Source organism: Paracoccus sp. SSK6, assembly GCF_039770665.1.
Taxonomy (GTDB): Bacteria; Pseudomonadota; Alphaproteobacteria; order Rhodobacterales; family Rhodobacteraceae; genus Paracoccus.
Genome location: NZ_JBDPNJ010000043.1, coordinates 1 through 16,186, shown reverse-complemented (window position 1 = coordinate 16,186; position 16,186 = coordinate 1). Strand labels below are relative to the sequence as shown.

At 62.2% G+C, this 16,186-nt stretch carries 17 protein-coding genes; 5 read left to right on the top strand and 12 right to left on the bottom strand.

Translation table 11 applies throughout. The features are described 5' to 3' along the window. Positions 1-473: 473 nt before the first annotated feature. Complete coding sequence (locus AAIL68_RS16255; protein WP_347140783.1) at positions 474-1,880, bottom strand: hypothetical protein; 1,407 nt, start codon at positions 1,878-1,880, stop codon at positions 474-476. A 79-nt stretch (positions 1,881-1,959) separates the two neighbouring features. On the opposite strand from AAIL68_RS16255, the gene AAIL68_RS16250 reads away from it, so the two are divergent. Both AAIL68_RS16250 and AAIL68_RS16245 read left to right on the top strand, forming a co-directional pair. Beyond that, positions 1,960-2,259, top strand: a complete 300-nt coding sequence (locus tag AAIL68_RS16250) for a hypothetical protein (RefSeq protein WP_347140782.1) — start codon at positions 1,960-1,962, stop codon at positions 2,257-2,259. 647 nt (positions 2,260-2,906) lie between these two features. Beyond that, a complete protein-coding gene (locus AAIL68_RS16245; RefSeq protein ID WP_347140781.1) occupies positions 2,907-3,638 on the top strand; it encodes a hypothetical protein in 732 nt (243 codons plus the stop codon). A 61-nt stretch (positions 3,639-3,699) separates the two neighbouring features. Here the strand turns inward: AAIL68_RS16245 and AAIL68_RS16240 are convergent, their stop codons facing one another. Beyond that, a complete protein-coding gene (locus AAIL68_RS16240) occupies positions 3,700-4,062 on the bottom strand; it encodes a DUF3768 domain-containing protein (protein ID WP_347140779.1) in 363 nt (120 codons plus the stop codon). A gap of 61 nt (positions 4,063-4,123) precedes the next feature. Further along, positions 4,124-5,311 carry an integrase gene (locus AAIL68_RS16235; RefSeq protein WP_347140778.1) on the bottom strand — a complete coding sequence of 396 codons (1,188 nt, stop codon included), beginning with the start codon at positions 5,309-5,311 and terminating at the stop codon, positions 4,124-4,126. A gap of 191 nt (positions 5,312-5,502) precedes the next feature. Between AAIL68_RS16235 and AAIL68_RS16230 the strand changes: the two genes are divergently transcribed. From AAIL68_RS16230 to AAIL68_RS16220, 3 genes are all read left to right on the top strand, one after another. Then, positions 5,503-6,888: a diguanylate cyclase gene (locus AAIL68_RS16230; RefSeq protein WP_347140777.1), complete on the top strand. Its 1,386-nt coding sequence runs from the start codon at positions 5,503-5,505 to the stop codon at positions 6,886-6,888. A 98-nt stretch (positions 6,889-6,986) separates the two neighbouring features. Then, complete coding sequence (locus AAIL68_RS16225) at positions 6,987-7,415, top strand: DUF983 domain-containing protein (protein ID WP_347140776.1); 429 nt, start codon at positions 6,987-6,989, stop codon at positions 7,413-7,415. Beyond that, positions 7,412-8,098: an NUDIX domain-containing protein gene (locus tag AAIL68_RS16220; RefSeq protein ID WP_347140775.1), complete on the top strand. Its 687-nt coding sequence runs from the start codon at positions 7,412-7,414 to the stop codon at positions 8,096-8,098. The genes AAIL68_RS16225 and AAIL68_RS16220 overlap by 4 nt, the downstream gene beginning before the upstream one ends. A gap of 224 nt (positions 8,099-8,322) precedes the next feature. Here AAIL68_RS16220 and AAIL68_RS16215 read toward each other — a convergent pair whose 3' ends face one another. The 9 genes from AAIL68_RS16215 to AAIL68_RS16175 form a co-directional block, all read right to left on the bottom strand. Further along, positions 8,323-9,093: an enoyl-CoA hydratase-related protein gene (locus AAIL68_RS16215; RefSeq protein ID WP_347140774.1), complete on the bottom strand. Its 771-nt coding sequence runs from the start codon at positions 9,091-9,093 to the stop codon at positions 8,323-8,325. A 62-nt stretch (positions 9,094-9,155) separates the two neighbouring features. After that, positions 9,156-9,611 carry a cytochrome c-type biogenesis protein gene (locus AAIL68_RS16210; protein ID WP_347140773.1) on the bottom strand — a complete coding sequence of 152 codons (456 nt, stop codon included), beginning with the start codon at positions 9,609-9,611 and terminating at the stop codon, positions 9,156-9,158. Further along, on the bottom strand, positions 9,608-11,569 hold the full coding sequence (locus AAIL68_RS16205) for a heme lyase CcmF/NrfE family subunit (RefSeq protein WP_347140771.1): 1,962 nt from the start codon (positions 11,567-11,569) through the stop codon (positions 9,608-9,610). Before AAIL68_RS16205 ends, AAIL68_RS16210 begins: the two co-directional genes overlap by 4 nt. A 101-nt stretch (positions 11,570-11,670) precedes the next feature. After that, the gene (locus AAIL68_RS16200) at positions 11,671-12,192 is read right to left on the bottom strand and encodes a holin family protein (RefSeq protein WP_347140770.1); all 522 of its coding nucleotides are present in this window, start codon (positions 12,190-12,192) and stop codon (positions 11,671-11,673) included. Further along, positions 12,183-12,794, bottom strand: coding sequence for a holin-associated N-acetylmuramidase (locus AAIL68_RS16195; protein ID WP_347140769.1), 612 nt, complete (start codon positions 12,792-12,794; stop codon positions 12,183-12,185). Before AAIL68_RS16195 ends, AAIL68_RS16200 begins: the two co-directional genes overlap by 10 nt. A gap of 75 nt (positions 12,795-12,869) precedes the next feature. After that, positions 12,870-13,340, bottom strand: a complete 471-nt coding sequence (locus tag AAIL68_RS16190; RefSeq protein WP_347140768.1) for a CinA family protein — start codon at positions 13,338-13,340, stop codon at positions 12,870-12,872. Further along, complete coding sequence (locus AAIL68_RS16185) at positions 13,337-13,834, bottom strand: phosphatidylglycerophosphatase A (RefSeq protein ID WP_347140767.1); 498 nt, start codon at positions 13,832-13,834, stop codon at positions 13,337-13,339. Before AAIL68_RS16185 ends, AAIL68_RS16190 begins: the two co-directional genes overlap by 4 nt. A 2-nt stretch (positions 13,835-13,836) precedes the next feature. Beyond that, positions 13,837-14,979 (bottom strand): bifunctional 2-C-methyl-D-erythritol 4-phosphate cytidylyltransferase/2-C-methyl-D-erythritol 2,4-cyclodiphosphate synthase, encoded by a 1,143-nt coding sequence (locus AAIL68_RS16180; RefSeq protein ID WP_347140766.1) that lies wholly within the window; start codon positions 14,977-14,979, stop codon positions 13,837-13,839. After that, positions 14,976-16,186 (bottom strand): AIR synthase related protein (locus AAIL68_RS16175; protein ID WP_347140765.1); only part of this gene is annotated, 1,211 nt, incomplete at its 5' end. The genes AAIL68_RS16175 and AAIL68_RS16180, both read right to left, overlap by 4 nt.

Here is a 16,186-nt window from a genome sequence, read left to right as displayed (position 1 = left end):
ACAGCATCCTTCGCAGGAGCGTCCTTCCAGGCGTGGGTGAACATGCTGAAGCTGACCAGATCGTCAAGATGATCGTTGGACTGTTCGAACTGCTCGACGGTCAGGACCTTCTTGAATTCGGCCTCGACGCTGAGGCCAATCGTAATTGAGGTAAAATGTGCCATAGGAGTCTCCTTTGAAATGGCCTTTGGTAAAATCGCCCCCGGTTGTCCGGCGGCTCCAGTAAGATGCCATTTAGCTTCTGGAAAACAAGGGGTTGTGGCTTACGATTTGTTTCGCCGTAAGAACAAGGGCTTGACCCCCTTTGATTCAAAGAACTCAAAAATTAGGCAGTTTTCAGCAAGGCGTGGTCGCGTTGAGATTGAAAAATTTCATAGACTTTCGCCTCTCTGTCGCAAGAGGCGCAGCGAATTAAGCACACCTCAAAGCGAGAAGCCCTGCCCGGATCTCCCAAGCAGGGCCGCATCTATTTTTTAGGCTTCAGCGTTCTCGTTGGCATTCGCATCAGCAGGAGTCACGACGCCGGGTTCATCAGGAAGTTTGATCCATTCCAAGCCAGCTTCACGAACTCTATCGATCTCAGCTTGCTCTTTGTCTCCACGCTTTCCGCTTCGTCCTGTGATGACAAACTCAGGATTTAGCGGAGACTGGTATCGTTTATCTCTCGTGAACTTCTGCTTGTTTGCTGCGGAAGTGGGTTTGTTTCCGGTCCCGCTGGTGGAGCTGCTTCCACGAGGCTTCCGTCCTTTAGCTTCCCGAAGCTGTTGCGCATGCCGTTCTTCAACTTCTTTCAACTCCGCAGCCAGACGCTCGGAAAATGCTTCTTCAATAACCTCAGGGAACAGCTGAACCAGAGTGTAGCCGTTATCCGTAAGAATCTTGTTGATATCGCTTTTAGCTTTACTGAGCTTCTTTGCTTCCTTGTCTTTGTTGTCGAGCAGGTCTCGGATAGCTTTGATTGCGTCTTCATCAAGCGCGGTGTCGGCAAGGCCTTTCAGCAAATCTTCTTTGTTCATCTTTCGATCTCCATCGTTCGTATTAGTGCTGGTTTGTCTATCAAGTTCACGGTGTTCAGAGAAGGCGAAGTATCCACGCTTCCAATCTAAGAAATGAACCGCATCAACGTCATCGTGCTCTTCGAAGATTTGCTTAACCTTCCTGACGCCAGTACGCTCATTCCAAAGCGTCCGCTCTTTTCCGTTCCTCCGTGTCTCGGCATAGAACGAAAGATCTCCGTCAAGATGATGCATTACCAATCTGAGGTAGTCACCACTTTTCCTATCAGAGAATGCTTCCATCAGCCCCCAATGCTCCAACTTCAGCTTATCGGCCTCAGCGACGATTTGTTCCATAGGCTTGTAATGTTCACCATACCATTCAAGGCGAGCAGGAAGCTCTTTTCTCGTCGTTTGCTTCCCCTCTCGGAACACTTCAAACAGGTAGCCGTTCTCTGCCTGTTCGATAGTTACGTTGCCCCGATCCACATTGCGAATACGCCATATCTCTTCGATAGGCATGTAGGCATACCAAAAGGTCGAAGGCTGCTCGATGCGAAGATGCTTACCTGTCCATTTGTCCAAATCTGCCGTATAAATTTCGAAGATGGTGCCGTCATCAGATTGCTGTAGCTCGACACCCTCTCGCTCATCGTTACGAATGGACCATACCTTTTCGACGGGAACGTAGCTCTCCCACCACGGTTCTCCATCCTTAGTTTCCTTGGGAACCCTAATTCGCAAAGGCTCCTTGGTCCACCTGTCTATTCCTTCGATAAGCACTTCGAAGAAGACATCGCCCTCTTTGAAGGGGTCTTTCTCTCTCTCAACTCTGACCCCATCCCGTTCGGCGGGTGGATACGGCGGGTCATTCTTACTAGCCATCAATCATCCTGCGCAAATCACCACGAAATCTGCCTGCCCTTAAATATTTGAACAGTTAACAGTTTACGGCAGGCCGACCATGGCGAAGATCAAAAAAGGCAGCGCATTTGAATCATTTGCCACCTTCACAGAAGAAGAATGGGCGGCCCTACATCCCTTCGATGAATTCCTCGCTGCTGTCGGTCAAGGAAAAGCGAAGTATCCGCTGACTATTACAATCGATGAAGAGACCCGCACCGTCTTCATGCGTGCGGCTGATACGTCTAGCTGGAGCATCGGCCCAGCCCAGTTCGATTTCAAAATCATCAAGAACGGCCGCTCTATTGCTTTGCCGGGTGATCACAACGTCGAGCTAATCATCATCGCAGGGGTCGCATAATGCAGATAGTCATTCAGGGCAGCAGCGACGCAGTTTCGTTGATTGAAGTTCCGATTGTTGTCGGTGGGTCGGGATCAGTCGGCCCGCAAGGTCCGCAGGGCGAACCTGGTCCTCAAGGAGAACAAGGCCCGCAAGGCGTTCAAGGGCCGATTGGCTTGACGGGACCAGCTGGTCCGAAAGGCGATGCCGGGGAGCAAGGCATTCAAGGTCCGCAGGGCATACAAGGGCCCGTTGGGCTAACCGGTCCAGCCGGTCCCAAAGGTGATCAGGGCGAACAGGGACTACAAGGCCTTCAGGGCATCAAAGGAGACAAGGGCGATACGGGACCACAGGGCTTGAAGGGTGATGTCGGTCCTCAGGGACCAAAAGGAGACACAGGACAACAGGGCATCCAAGGTATTCCTGGCCCCAAAGGTGACACTGGCGATACCGGCCCCGTGGGGCTGACCGGTCCAGCTGGTCCGAAAGGCGACACCGGCTCTACAGGGCCACAAGGCCCAAAGGGAGACAAGGGTGATACTGGCGCACAAGGTATACAAGGCCCAGCAGGAACTGATGCCACGCCTCATATCGTCCTGACACAAGCAGCATATGACGCATTGGCAACAAAAGACCCTAATACATTCTATCATATATCGGGGTAACACATGCCAGTATTGAAAAACTCTACAATCGCAAAGCGTTTCTTTGGATCACAAGAAATCACCAAAAGCTTTTATGGTTCAACGTTGATATGGGCCAAAGCTGAATCAGAGGTAGCGCCATTTGGATATCGCCAAGGCTATACGTTAAGTGGATCAAGCGCCACAAGATCATTTGCAGGTGTTGACATTGGCCCTGTAAATGCCAGCAGAGATGTTATAATTGGCATTCCCACAGCGCAAGCGGCAGACTCACAAGTTGCATCTGTAACTGTGAATGGAATTCCAGCGCAATTACTTGCCAAAGCTGGTACCGAAGGCGGTGCATGGAATACGTTCAACTCAATTTGGAAAGTGCGAGTTCCAACAGGGGCGACCGGAACGGTAGACGTTGCTCATGCTAACGCCACTCCATATACTCACATTATGGTATTCTCTGGCGTCAATGTTATTGTATCTGATGTTGATTCGCGTTCATCAGGGGTTGGCAGTGTTCAGTCAACGATAGTCATTGACACAGCAACAGTTGGTCACATGATTTATGCATTTATTGTCGCAGCTTCCGCAACCAATTTAACGTGGACTGGAATAACTGAGGTTCAAGAATTTGTTACACCTTCCTCAAATCGTATTGGATTAGCTGAAAAGATCGCAGTAGAAGGGAATAATACTTTAACATGCGCGGTGCCATCTGGAACAAGGGTTGCTCTGATCGCATTTTCGGCCGGTAACAACTGAGCGATGCCTAAAGAGCAGCAAGGACCGCAAGGGCCGCAATCTATTGCGGCCCTGGCACAGATCAGTAATCCCTTGCATACATAACAGTCATCACCCTGCGTGTAACTTTGGGATCGGTTGGATCAGGGCTGTGCCATTCGAGGTTCAGATCGTAGTAGTCGATCTTGAAGAGGCAGCGAACGCCATGGACGTCGAACGAGGCGCAGTCATGCTCTCCATAGGGATCATTGTCGGCGTTGAAGTCCTTGAACGCGGCAGCTGCACGCAAGACGCGAGCAACCATCTCCACATCCGATCCCAGTTCGCCAGCTACCATGATCTTGTTTTGGCTAGCGGCTGCGTCGAAGGTACTGATGCGAAGCTCATCGTTTAATTCAGCAATCTTCGCTGCACGGGCTTTGTCAAAGGTCATCATTGCATCCATCAAATAGGGCCGATGGACGCTTTTATGGCCTGTCAGCGTTCAGGCATACCGATGATTTGGATCAATCGTCCTTGTTAGCGTGCAGGTTTCTGATGAGGTCTTCGTTCAACGCCATATGCTTCAAATAATGAGCTTCAAGCATTGCCGGGCTAGTTCCGGCGTTCTTCGCCAAGCTGAAGATATTGACCTTGCCACCTGATTTGTGAAGCCGCTGCTGCAATGCGTAATGGCGAAGGGAGTACATGGACCTAGGACGACCAAGGTTGTCGCATTTCAATTCAGCTTTATCCATAAGGGCATTGAACTGGCGGATTACGCGATTGATGATCGTCTTACGGTTCTGCTCATCTGGGAAGAATACGTAATCGTCGGCCTTATCCGCACCGGTTAGCTTGAGCTGCTTCTTCCAGATATCGACACAGTGCGGCATTGTAACGGTGACGCGTTCGCCCGTCTTTCCGCGCACTGCTAGATGAAGCGACTGTGGATTGTCATGCTCAACGATGTCTTTGTTCTTCAGGGCGAACAGCTCAGTTTTTGTGGGACGCAGGAAGCTTCCGACCAAGAACGATATCGCGTGATACATCTGCATGTTGGTTTCGCGCGCAGTCTTCAGCAGCTTCTTGTACTCGCCCTCAGTGAACGTAACGCGGGCGGTTGGCCGTTCGTTGATCTTGGGGAACGTTGGTATCGCTGTCAGCACCTTATGGTCGGCTGCAAGCATCAGAACCTTCTTCAGCGTACCCATGAACTTGATCTTAGATGCATGGGTTAGCGGCTTCCCCCTGCCCTCGTCCATTGAGTGTAGGTAGTCCTTGATATCCGAGGCGCTGATCGTGCGGATGTCTTTCTTCCCGAACGCCTCAGACAGTCCGTGGTCGGGATTAAACAGCGTCCAACGATCATTCGTGATCACTGAAGACTTGCCTGCCTGTTCGTTGTGCTTGTCGAGTAGCTTGGCATAGTGGTCGAAGAGATGATGCTTCTCGACCTTTGGAATTTTGGCGACGTAGTCAGCCATCAATTCTTCAGCCGCCTTGCGTGCTTCGATCCGAGAGGTCTCCTTTGTGGACCTGACAATGTGTCTGCGTTCGACGGGATGCCACCAGCGCGCATACCAGAACTTCGAAGCACCGGTCTGATAGATGGCAAGGCCTGGTCGAATGTGCTTCAGCTCTCGCATTGCGTGGGGGCTTAACGGATTTTTAACCCGCTTCCCCTTAGGCTGCGTAGTGGGTTGGTCTGTCATCTGAACCGCCTCGCAACTTTAGAACACTTTAGATATGATATGACAGAAACGTGATCATCACAACTGGCGGATATCCGCCTGTTAACTTTGAGTTTTATGCGGTTCTGCAACGAAATCTTCACAAGCCTTAAGGCTTTGTTAAGGAATCAATGCCATTCTTCGGCAATGCCGTCGGTAAGGAGACGTCCATCATGACTGCACGTATCCTTGTCGCAGAAAGCAGCGCGACAAGCCGGATCAGCCTGAAGGTCAGGCTGTCGGGTGCGTGCTATGACGTTCTGGCGGCCGCGAATGCCGACGAATTGCTGTCCCAACTGCGGCTCGGCCGTCCCGACCTGATCCTGCTGGGGCCGGGCTTTGGCGGAATGCCCCTGGCCGACTTCTTCCAGCTTGTCTCGGCCGAACGGCCGCATACGCCGGTGCTGGCGCTTGCCGATGGACAGCGCCGGGTCGAGGCGTTGCAGGCCGGCGCCTCGGCCGCCCTTGATCCGCGGGTCGAGGAGCAGATGCTGCTTGCCCGCGTGCGCGGCCTTCTGCGCGATTCGGAAACCGATGTCGCCCCTGAATTCGCCATGGCCGAGGCAGCGTCGGGTTTTGTCCATGCGCCCTCGGGCAATGTCGTGCTGGTGGCCGACCAGCCGGCGCGGGCGCAGCGCTGGCGGCACATTCTGCAGCCGCGCCTGAACTGCCGGTTCGCGATCTCAAGCCCCGACGAGACCCTGAGCGCGGCGGCCCAGGGCGACGGGGCGGACTTGTACATCATCGCCGCCGATATCGAGCGCAAGGGCGACGGATTGCGGCTGCTGTCGGAACTGCGTTCGCGCAACGGCTCGAAGGAAGCGGGCTTTGCGGTCCTTGTCGCGCCCGAGCGCGAGGAGCTTTGCGCCATCGCCCTGGACCTGGGCGCGGGCGAGGTTCTGCCCCTGGATCCAACCGAGGAGAACAACGCCGAAATCGCCGCCTTGGCCCTGCGCAACCAGTTGAACCGCAAGCGCCGGGCCGATACCCGGCGCGAGGAAGTGAAGCGCAACATGGCCTGGGCCATGACCGATCCGCTGACCGGGCTTTACAACCGCCGCTATGCCCTGCCCCAGCTGACGGAAATCGCGCGTTGCGCCATGCGGCGGCAGGCGAGCTTTGCGGTCATGGCGCTGGATCTGGACCGCTTCAAGACGATCAACGACAACTTCGGCCATTCGGCGGGCGATGCGGTCCTGTGCGACGTGGCCCACCGGATCGAGGGCATCGTGTCGAACCGCGGGCTGACCGCCCGGCTGGGAGGAGAGGAGTTCCTGGTCGTCCTGCCCGACGCGACCGAACCCGAATCGCAGCGCCTGGCCGAGGACATCCGCCGCGCTGTCGAGATGCGCCCGTCCCTGCTGCCGCGTCTTTCGGGCGGCGGCGAAGTGCAGGCGACGCTGTCGGTCGGCGTCGCGCTGGAACAGGCGCCGTTTCACGTCAGCCGCCCCGACATCCTGGCCGAGATCGCGTTGGAGCGGGCGGATCGCGCCATGATCACGGCGAAATCCCTGGGCCGCAACCGCGTACTGATGGCGCCGATGCAACCCCTGCATTGAAATGCCGCCGCCAACAGTTGCAGTTTTTCGGTCCGACAGGGTTGGCAACGGGGCACCCGGCCCCCTAGATTGGCCTCCGGCCCCCACCGGAGAATGCCATGCCCCGTGATCTTGCGCAAAGCGACACGACCGAACGCCCGACCGGACAAGCCATGCTGCGCGGCGCCAGGGGCCGCTGCCCGGCCTGCGGGGAAGGCAAGCTGTTCCGGTCCTTTCTGAAGGTTGCCGATCATTGTCCGGCCTGTGGCGAGGCAATGCACCATCAGCGCGCCGACGATGGCCCGGCCTATCTGACGATCCTGCTGGTCTCGCATCTGGGCGCGCCGCTGCTGCTGGCCTGCTATATCGCCTGGCGGCCCTCGGCCATGACGATGATCTGGACCTTCGGGCTTGGCGCGGTGATCCTGTCGCTGCTGCTGCTGCCGCGCATCAAGGGGGCCTTTGTCGGACTGCAATGGGCGCGGCGGATGCATGGCTTCGGCAGCACTGCCGCGCCCGCTTCTCTTGCCCCTTCGTCCCTGTCGTGACACCCGACGCCACCCCCATCCGGGACGCCGCCACGATCATCCTGCTGCGCAGGCAGTCCGCGGGCGTGTCCGTGCTGATGGGAATGCGTGGCGCGGGGGCGGCCTTCATGCCGTCGAAATATGTCTTTCCGGGCGGAGCGGTCGATGCCGCCGACGCCACGGCACCGCTGGCAGCGCCCTTGGCTGATCCGCATCGCAGCCGCCTTCTCCAGCAGCCCCGGCCGGGGACCGTGCCCGACCCCGACGCCATCGCCGCCGCCGCCCTGCGCGAACTGGCCGAGGAGACGGGCCAGCTGATCGGCCGCCCCGGCCCCTGCGGCTGGCCGGGCTTCGCCGAAGCCGGGCTTGCGCCGGATGCATCAAGCCTGACCTATCTGTTCCGCGCGATCACGCCGCCCGGTCGCCCGCGCCGATTCGACGCGCATTTCTTCGTGGCGGATGCCGCCAGGCTTGCCACCGATCCCGACGACTTCAGCCGCGCCTGCGACGAGCTTTCGCATCTCCACTGGGTGCCCCTGGCCAAGGCGCGCGCCTTGGACCTGCCCTTCATCACCGAGGTCGTGCTTGCCGAACTGGCCGACCTGATCGCGGGCCTGGCCCCCGATGCGCCCCTGCCGGTGCCGGATACGGTGCCCTTTTTCGACAACCGGACCCCTGCCCCGCGCTTCGCCCAGATCGCCTAAGGCGCGGATCGACATTCAGCCGATACAAGGGCGGCGCAGTCCGCCTCCATGACCGGGCGGGACCAGAAACGCATGCGTTTCCCCTGCGCGCGTGATTGGGTGCCATCAGAGACATTGCCACCCAAGCCCACGATAGCCCGGCGTTATGGGTTGCAATCTCATCGCGTAGCGAAGGCGATGGCCTTCGCCAGTTCAAGGGCGGCGCAGGGATGAATGTCGATGCCCTAACGCCCGGTAAACCGCGCCGGGCGCTTTTCCAGGAAGGCCGTCACGCCTTCGACGAAATCCGCCGTTCGGCCCGCCGCGCCCTGCAGCCGGGCCTCAAGCGCAAGCTGCGCGTCCAGGTCGTTCTGGGTGGATGCCGCCACGGCCTCTCGGATCGCGCGATAGGCGGCGGTCGGTCCCTGCGCCAGGTGCCGGGCGCGGGCGGCGACCCCTTCGGCGAAGGCATCGTCGGGCAGCGCCTCCCAGATCAGGCCCCAGTCGGCGGCCTGGCGCGCGCTGACGGGTTCGGCGAACAGCATCATGCCAAGCGCGCGCGCGGTGCCCACGGCGCGCGGAATGATGAAGGTGCCGCCCGCATCGGGAACCAGCCCGATCCGCGCGAAGGCCTGGATGAAGCTGGCGCTTTGCGCCGCAATCACCACATCCGCCGCCAAGGCAAGGTTCGCCCCTGCCCCCGCCGCCACGCCGTTGACCGCCGCGATCACCGGCGCGCGGCAGGCCCGGATCGCCCGCAGCATGGGTTCGTATTCGTCGCGCAGCGTCCCTTCCAGATCGGCCGCCGCCGCGCGGTCGGTCAGATCCTGGCCCGAGCAGAAGCCGCGCCCTGCCCCGGTGATGACCAGGCAGCGCACATCGTCAGCCAGGGTTGCGACCGCATCCGTGATCTCGGCCCGCATCCGGCTGCTCAGCGCGTTCATCACCTGCGGGCGATTTAGGGTCAGCGTGGCGATGCCTTCGTGGGCAACGAAGGTGATGGTCTCATAACTCATGGCGGTCCCCCTTTTCGGGGTATCATGGCGCAAAAAGCAGCCGGGAAAAGCGCGACCCGGCGTCAGTCGCGCATGATCTGGTCCAGGCGCTCGCGTTCCGCCTGGCTCAGCGCCTTCGCCTCCTCAGGCCGGGCCTGCGCGCGGCTGCGCAGGAAATGCCAGGCCAGCACCGCCGCCAGCAGCAGCATGACGGGGCCTGCCAGCCACAGCACCAGATTGCCGCCCTGGGCGCGGGGCTGAAACAGCACGAATTCGCCAAAGCGGTCCACCACGGCGTCGATCACCTGGTCGTCGCTGTCGCCCGCCACGATCCGTTCGCGCACATAGAGCCGCAGGTCGCGGCTGACGGGAGCGTTCGATTCGTCGATATTCTCGCCCTGGCAAACCGGGCAGCGCAGCAGTTGCGAGATCTGGCGGGCCCGCGCCTCTTGCCCCGCATCGGGCAAGACCTCGTCCGGCTGTACGGCGAAACCCGCGAAAGGCAAGAGCAGGGCGATCAGAAGGACAAGCCGCCTCATTCCGCGGGCACCGCTTTTGCGGGCGCGCGCCGGGCGCCTGCGGCCACGCGATAGCGGCGGTCTGACAGGCTGACCAACCCGCCAAGCGCCATCAACAGGGCACCCGCCCAGATCCAGTTGGCGAAGGGTTTTATGTAGATGCGCACCGCCCAGCCTCCGTCCGCCTGCGCGTCCCCGATGACCAGATAGATGTCGCGGAAGATGCCGTTGTCGATGGCGGCCTCGGTCGTGGGCATGGCCTGGACGGGATAGACGCGCTTTTCGGGATGCAGGGTAGCGACCGGGCGCCCGCCCCGCGCCACCTGCATCATCGCGGTGGTCGAGATGTAGTTCGGTCCCTCGACCTCATCCACGCTGGCCAGGGTGATCTGGTAATCCGCGACCTGGAAGGGCTGGCCAACCTGCGCCACGCGGATGTCCTCGACCTGCCAGGCGGTCAGAAGGGCGATGCCGATGAAGGTGACGCCAAGGCCCGCATGGGCGGTGGCCTTGCCCCAGTCGGCGCGCGGCAGGCGCAACAGGCGCGACAGGCCCGACTGGCCGGTGCGGTGGATCAGTTCGGCCATCGCGCCGAAGATCATCCAGGCGCCAAGACCCGCTCCGATGACGGCAATGGCCGACCGCCCGGTCGAGACCGCCCAGACAAGCGCCATGACCGCCGCCGTCAGAGCCAGCGCGCCACACAGGGGCCGCATCGCCCGGCCCAGCGTGGCGCGCTTCCACGGCAGGATCGCCCCAAGGGGCAGCGCGATGGCCAGCACGATCATGAAGGGCGTGAAGGCCTTGTTGAAGAAGGGCGCGCCGACCGACAGCTTGCGGTCCCACAGCATCTCGGCGATCAGCGGCCACATGGTGCCGATGAAGACCACAAATGCCGCGACGGCCAGCAGGACGTTGTTCAGCACCAGGGCCCCTTCGCGCGATACCGGCGCAAAGACCCCCTTGGCCGTCATCTGCTGCGCCCGCGCCGCATAGAGCGTCAGCGCCCCGCCCGTGAAGACCACCAGGATGCCCAGGATGAACACGCCCCGCGCCGGGTCGCTGGCAAAGCTGTGGACGGATGTGATGACGCCCGACCGCACGATGAAGGTGCCGATCATGGAGAATCCGAAGGCCATGATCGCCAGCAGGATCGTCCAGCTTTTCAGCGCCTCGCGCTTTTCGACGACGATGGCGGAATGCAGCAGGGCGGCGGCCAGCAGCCAGGGCATGAAGCTGGCGTTTTCCACCGGATCCCAGAACCAGAAGCCGCCCCAGCCAAGCTCGTAATAGGCCCACCAACTGCCAAGCGCGATGCCGATGGTCAGGAACATCCAGGCAGCCAGGGTCCAGGGCCGGACCCAGCGCGCCCAAGCGGCGTCCACGCGACCTTCGATCAGCGCGGCGACGGCGAAACTGAAGGCCATCGAGAGGCCCACATAACCCAGGTAGAGGAACGGCGGATGGAAGGCCAGGCCCGGATCCTGCAGCAGCGGGTTCAGGTCGCGCCCGTCGAAGGGCGGGCTTGCCAGCCGCAGGAAGGGGTTCGAGGTGAAGATGATGAAGGCATAGAAGGCCGCGCCGATCGACGCCTGCACCGCCAGCACCCGCGCCCGCAAGGCGGGGGGCAGGTTGTCACCGAATGTCGCGGCGGCCGCCCCGAACAGCGACAGGATCAGCACCCAGAGCAGCATGGACCCTTCGTGGTTCCCCCAGACGCCGCTGATCTTGTAGAGCATCGGCTTCGCCGTATGCGAATTCTCGTAGACCAGTTTCAGCGAGAAGTCCGAGGTGACGAAACCCACCGTCAGCGCCGCGAAGGACAGGCTCACCAGCAGGAATTGCGCCACGGCCGCCGGGCGGGCGCTGTCCATCCAGGGGCCCCAGCCTTTCGACGCCCCGATCATCGGCACCACCATCTGATACAGCGATACCGCAAAGGCGAGGATCAGGGCAAAATGGCCGAATTCTGCTGTCATGGCGCGATCCTTGAGTGTCCGCCCAGCATAGGCCCATGCAAAAGGGGGGAAAAGTCCCCCCTTCGTCCCCCGCCCCTTGTTTTGCTCCGACAGGCTGCGGCCTATTCGCGCAGGCTGACCAGCCAGTCGCGCAAGGCGGCGTTGTCGGCGAAATCGTCGTTCGGCTGGACCGCCGCGGCCCCCTGTGTCGTGGTCACGCTGGTCTGGACCTGGGCCGCAGGCCAGACGCGGTGGCGGAAATGATGCGCCTCGCGCGCCCCGAAGTAGAATCCGACGATGGCGCCCAGAAGCCACCACAGGGGTTCGGGCACTTGTTGCAGGCCCACCATGCGCAGGCTGAAACCTTGCGGTTCCACCATGGCATAGACGAACAGGCCCATGGTCCCCAAGGCCAGAAGCGGTCGGGGAAGACGGTTCAACCCGTTGACGAAGCCGTCGAAAAAGCCTGGACGGGTGGTCTGGAACTCCTGCCCAAGCTGGTTGATGGCGCGGGCATAGGCTTCCTCCTCAAGTTCCATCTTGCGGGTGGCGTTCTGGGTGAAGACCTCGGCCATGCCGGTCGCGGCGCTGCCAAGGGCGGTGACGCCCTGGCCCAACCCGATGAAGCGGTCGATCATGCCCATTTGGCGGTCCTTTCGCGATGCTCGGCCTCGGTCAGGTGATAACGCGGAGAGATGAACTCCTCGGCCCGGGTGATCCAGCCGCCCTTGCCGCCCGCCTTGCTGCGCGCGTATTTGCGGCTGGCGGGGCGCTGATCGGCAAGCGCGTAGTAGTAATTCCGCCGGGCGATCCCGTAGGCGTCGGCGAAATGATCGGGGGCCGCCGCCGCCGCATTACGGGCCGCAGCGATGGTCTGCGGGCCGATGAGGCCATCCGCCGTTGCCGCAAAGCCCATGCGCGCGACCAGCCGCTGCAGGATCTTCACCGCATTGGTGCCCGCGTTCACATACATGTCGAAGACGCTGGCCTGCACGGCATCGGGCAGTTCGGACAGGCGCGGACGGCGGAAATAATGCTCTACGAAAATCTGCTGCGCCTGGGCGCGGGTCAGCATCCGCACATCCGTGGCGTCAATGCGCCCATCCTTGTTCAGATCCAGCCCCAGGGACTTCATCGTCCCGACCGTGACGCCGTAATTCGTGGCCCCGCCCGGATCGTCGGGATCGTTCACATAGCCGCCTTCCCGCGCGACGATCTGCGCGACGATTTCCTCAACGCTTGGCATAGCAACCCTCGTCCTGCAAATGAGGCACAAGGGTGGCGGGCCTAGGTTAACGGGCTGTTAACCAGTCGTGCGTTGCTATCCGCGCAGGGCGTCCAGCAGCATCTGCAGCGCGTGGTCCACGGTTGCCGCGCGGACCTGGCTGCGGCCGATGGCGCCGAACTCGACCGTTTCGGTGCGGGTGCCGAAGGGTTCGGCGATGCCGAAGCAGACCCGGCCCTCGGGCTTGTGCTCGGACCCGCCGGGGCCCGCGATGCCGGTGACGGAGACGGCGATACCCGCGCCCGAGTTGCGCAGCGCGCCGGATGCCATTTCCGCCGCGACCTGTTCGCTGACGGCGCCGTGCGCCTCCAGCGTATCGGCGCGCACCCCCAGCATCTGCTGCTTGGCGGCGTTGGAATAGGTGACGAAGCCCCGGTCCACGGCGTCGGACGATCCCGGCACCTCGGTCAGGGCGCCCGCGATCAGCCCGCCGGTGCAGCTTTCCGCGGTGGCGATCATCACGCCGCGCGCGCGGGCGGCGTCCAGAACATCGGCGGCGAGGGTCACAGCATCGGCTCCAGCACGGCATGGTAGAGGCCCGCCAGCGCGACGGATCCGATGCCTGCGAACAGCCCCGCCCAGAGGTCGTCCATCATCACGCCGACGGCCCCGCCCTGCCGGTCGGCGCGGCCCACCAGCCAGGGCTTCCAGATGTCGAACAGGCGGAACAGCAGGAAGGGCACCACAAAGCCCGGCCAGGCATCCAGGATCGAGATCCCGTGCCGCCACAGCGGGATGGCGGTGAAGGACATGGCAAGCCATTGGCCCGCGACCTCATCGATGACGATTTCCGAGGGGTCTTCGTCGGTTGTCATGCGCAGCGCCTGCGGCACGGCCCAGAAGCCGATCAGTGCCGCCAGCACCGCGCCCAAGGGGATCAGCAACGCGCCCCCCGCCTGATAGACCAGCACGGCCAGCAGGACGGCGGCGGCGGAACCCCAGGTGCCGGGTGCGGGGCGCAGCTTGCCGATGCCGAAGAATGTGGTGATTGCGACGATCATCGTCACGCCTTCATCAGCGCGGCGGTGGCGATGGCGGCGATGCCTTCGCGCCGCCCGGTGAAGCCAAGGCGCTCGGACGTTGTGGCCTTGACGCTGATGCGGGTGGCGTCAACGCCCATGATCTCGGCCAGGCGGGCCTGCATGGCCTGCGCATGGGGGCCGATCTTCGGCGCCTCGCAGATCAGGGTCACGTCGGCATTGCCGAAGGTGAACCCCCGTTCGCGCGCAAGATCCGCGGCATGGCGCAGGAAGATCGCGCTGTCGGCGCCCTTCCATTGCGGGTCGGAGGGCGGGAAATGGCGACCAATATCGCCCTCGGCCAGCGCGCCATAGATGGCGTCGGTCAGCGCGTGCATCCCCACATCGGCGTCGGAATGGCCGACCAGACCGGCCTCATGCGCGATCTGGATGCCGCAAAGCCAGACATGGTTGCCCGGCCCGAAGGCGTGAACGTCGTAGCCATTGCCAAGGCGAATATCCATCGCGCCTCCCAAGATGCGTTCGGCCCGCGCGAAATCGGCGGGAAAGGTGATCTTCAGATTGTCCTCGGACCCCGGCGTGATCGCAACCGGGATCCCGGCCTTGAGCGCCAGTTCCACATCGTCGGCGGCGTCATCGGGGTGGAGGCGGTGCGCCTTGGATATTTGGCCCAAGGCAAAGCCCTGCGGGGTTTGCGCGCGGAACAGCCCGTTGCGAGAGGTCGTGCCGATGACCGCCCCGTCCGCGCCGTTCCACAAGGCATCGCTGACCGGCAGCGCCGGAGCGGCGGCCTGCGCGCCCGCTTGCAGCGCGTCGATCACGCCTTGGATCACAACATCGCTGACCAGCGGGCGCGCGCCATCATGGATCAGGACATGGGTCGCCTGCCCTTCCAGCGCTTCAAGCCCCGCCATGACGCTGGCGGCGCGCGTGTCGCCGCCGGTGACGATGGTCACGCCGCCCGCGAAATCCGCGATGGCGCGGGCCATGTCGTCGGGATGGACGACCAGCACCACGCGCTCGAAGCCCGCGAAGGCCTCCAGCGACCTCGCCAGCACGCTGCGGCCCGCCAGATCGCGCCATTGCTTCGGCTCACCGCCCGCGCGGGTGCCGCGACCGGCGGCGGTGACGATGGCGGCATAGCCCGAAGGCGCCTTGACCGTCATGCGTGATCCGGCATGTCGCCCCGGATCGCCTTGGCAAAGGCGGTGCGATACAGGTCCGACAGGTCCGCCAGATCGCCCGCGTCGTCGCCCATCTGCACGGCCATGCCGCCGAAGGTGCCGACCTGAGCGGCAGGAACGCCCGCAGCATCGGCCGCCTTCAGCAGGGCGTCAGCGCCTTCGGGGGTGCAGGCGACCAGATAGCGGGCCTGATCCTCTCCGAACAGTTGCGCGATGTCGCCGCTGTCCAGGCGCAGGCCGATGCCCGCTGCCTCGGCCATTTCGAAGGCGGCAAGCGCCAGGCCGCCGTCCGACAGGTCGGTCGCGGATGTCACCAAGGCGCGGTTGGCGCGCAGGAATTCGCCATGCTTGCGTTCGGCGGCCAGATCGACATGGGGCGCGTCGCCTTCCTCGATCCCGAAAGCCTCGGCCGCAAGCGCGGACTGGCCCAGATGGCCATGCGTTTCGCCGATCACAATCGCCACGTCGCCTTCGGAAGGCAGGCCCGCGATCAGGTTCGACAGGTCATCGATCAGGCCCACGCCGCCGATGGTGGGGGTGGGCAGGATGCCCTTGCCGTCGGTTTCGTTATACAGCGACACGTTGCCCGAGACGATGGGGAAATCCAGCGCCGCGCAGGCTTCCCCGATGCCTTTGATCGCGCCCACGAACTGGCCCATGATCTCGGGCTTTTCGGGGTTGCCGAAGTTCAGGTTGTCGGTGGTCGCCAGCGGCAGCGCGCCCACGGCGGAGAGGTTGCGATAGGCCTCGGCCACGGCCTGCTTGCCGCCCTCGAAGGGGTTGGCCTTGACATAGCGCGGGGTCACGTCGCTGGTGAAGGCGAGCGCCTTGTTCGTGCCGTGGACACGGACCACGCCCGCGCCCATGCCGGGGCGGCGGATGGTGTCGGCGCCGACCTGGGTGTCATACTGTTCCCAGACCCAGCCTTTATGCGCGTAGGACGGCGAGCCGATCAGCGCGCGCAGCGCCTTGATCGGCGTGATCGCGGGCAGCGCGGGCGCAGGCCCGGCGGCGGGGGTTTCCACCCAGGGGCGGTCGTATTCCGGCGCGCTTGACGACAGCTTCGACAGCGGCAGGTCGGCCTTGACCTCGTTGCCGTGGATGATGAGGAAGCGGTCCTCGGCGATCGTCTCGCCCACGATGGCGAAGTCCAGATCCCATTTTTCGAAGATGGCGCGGGCCTCGGCCT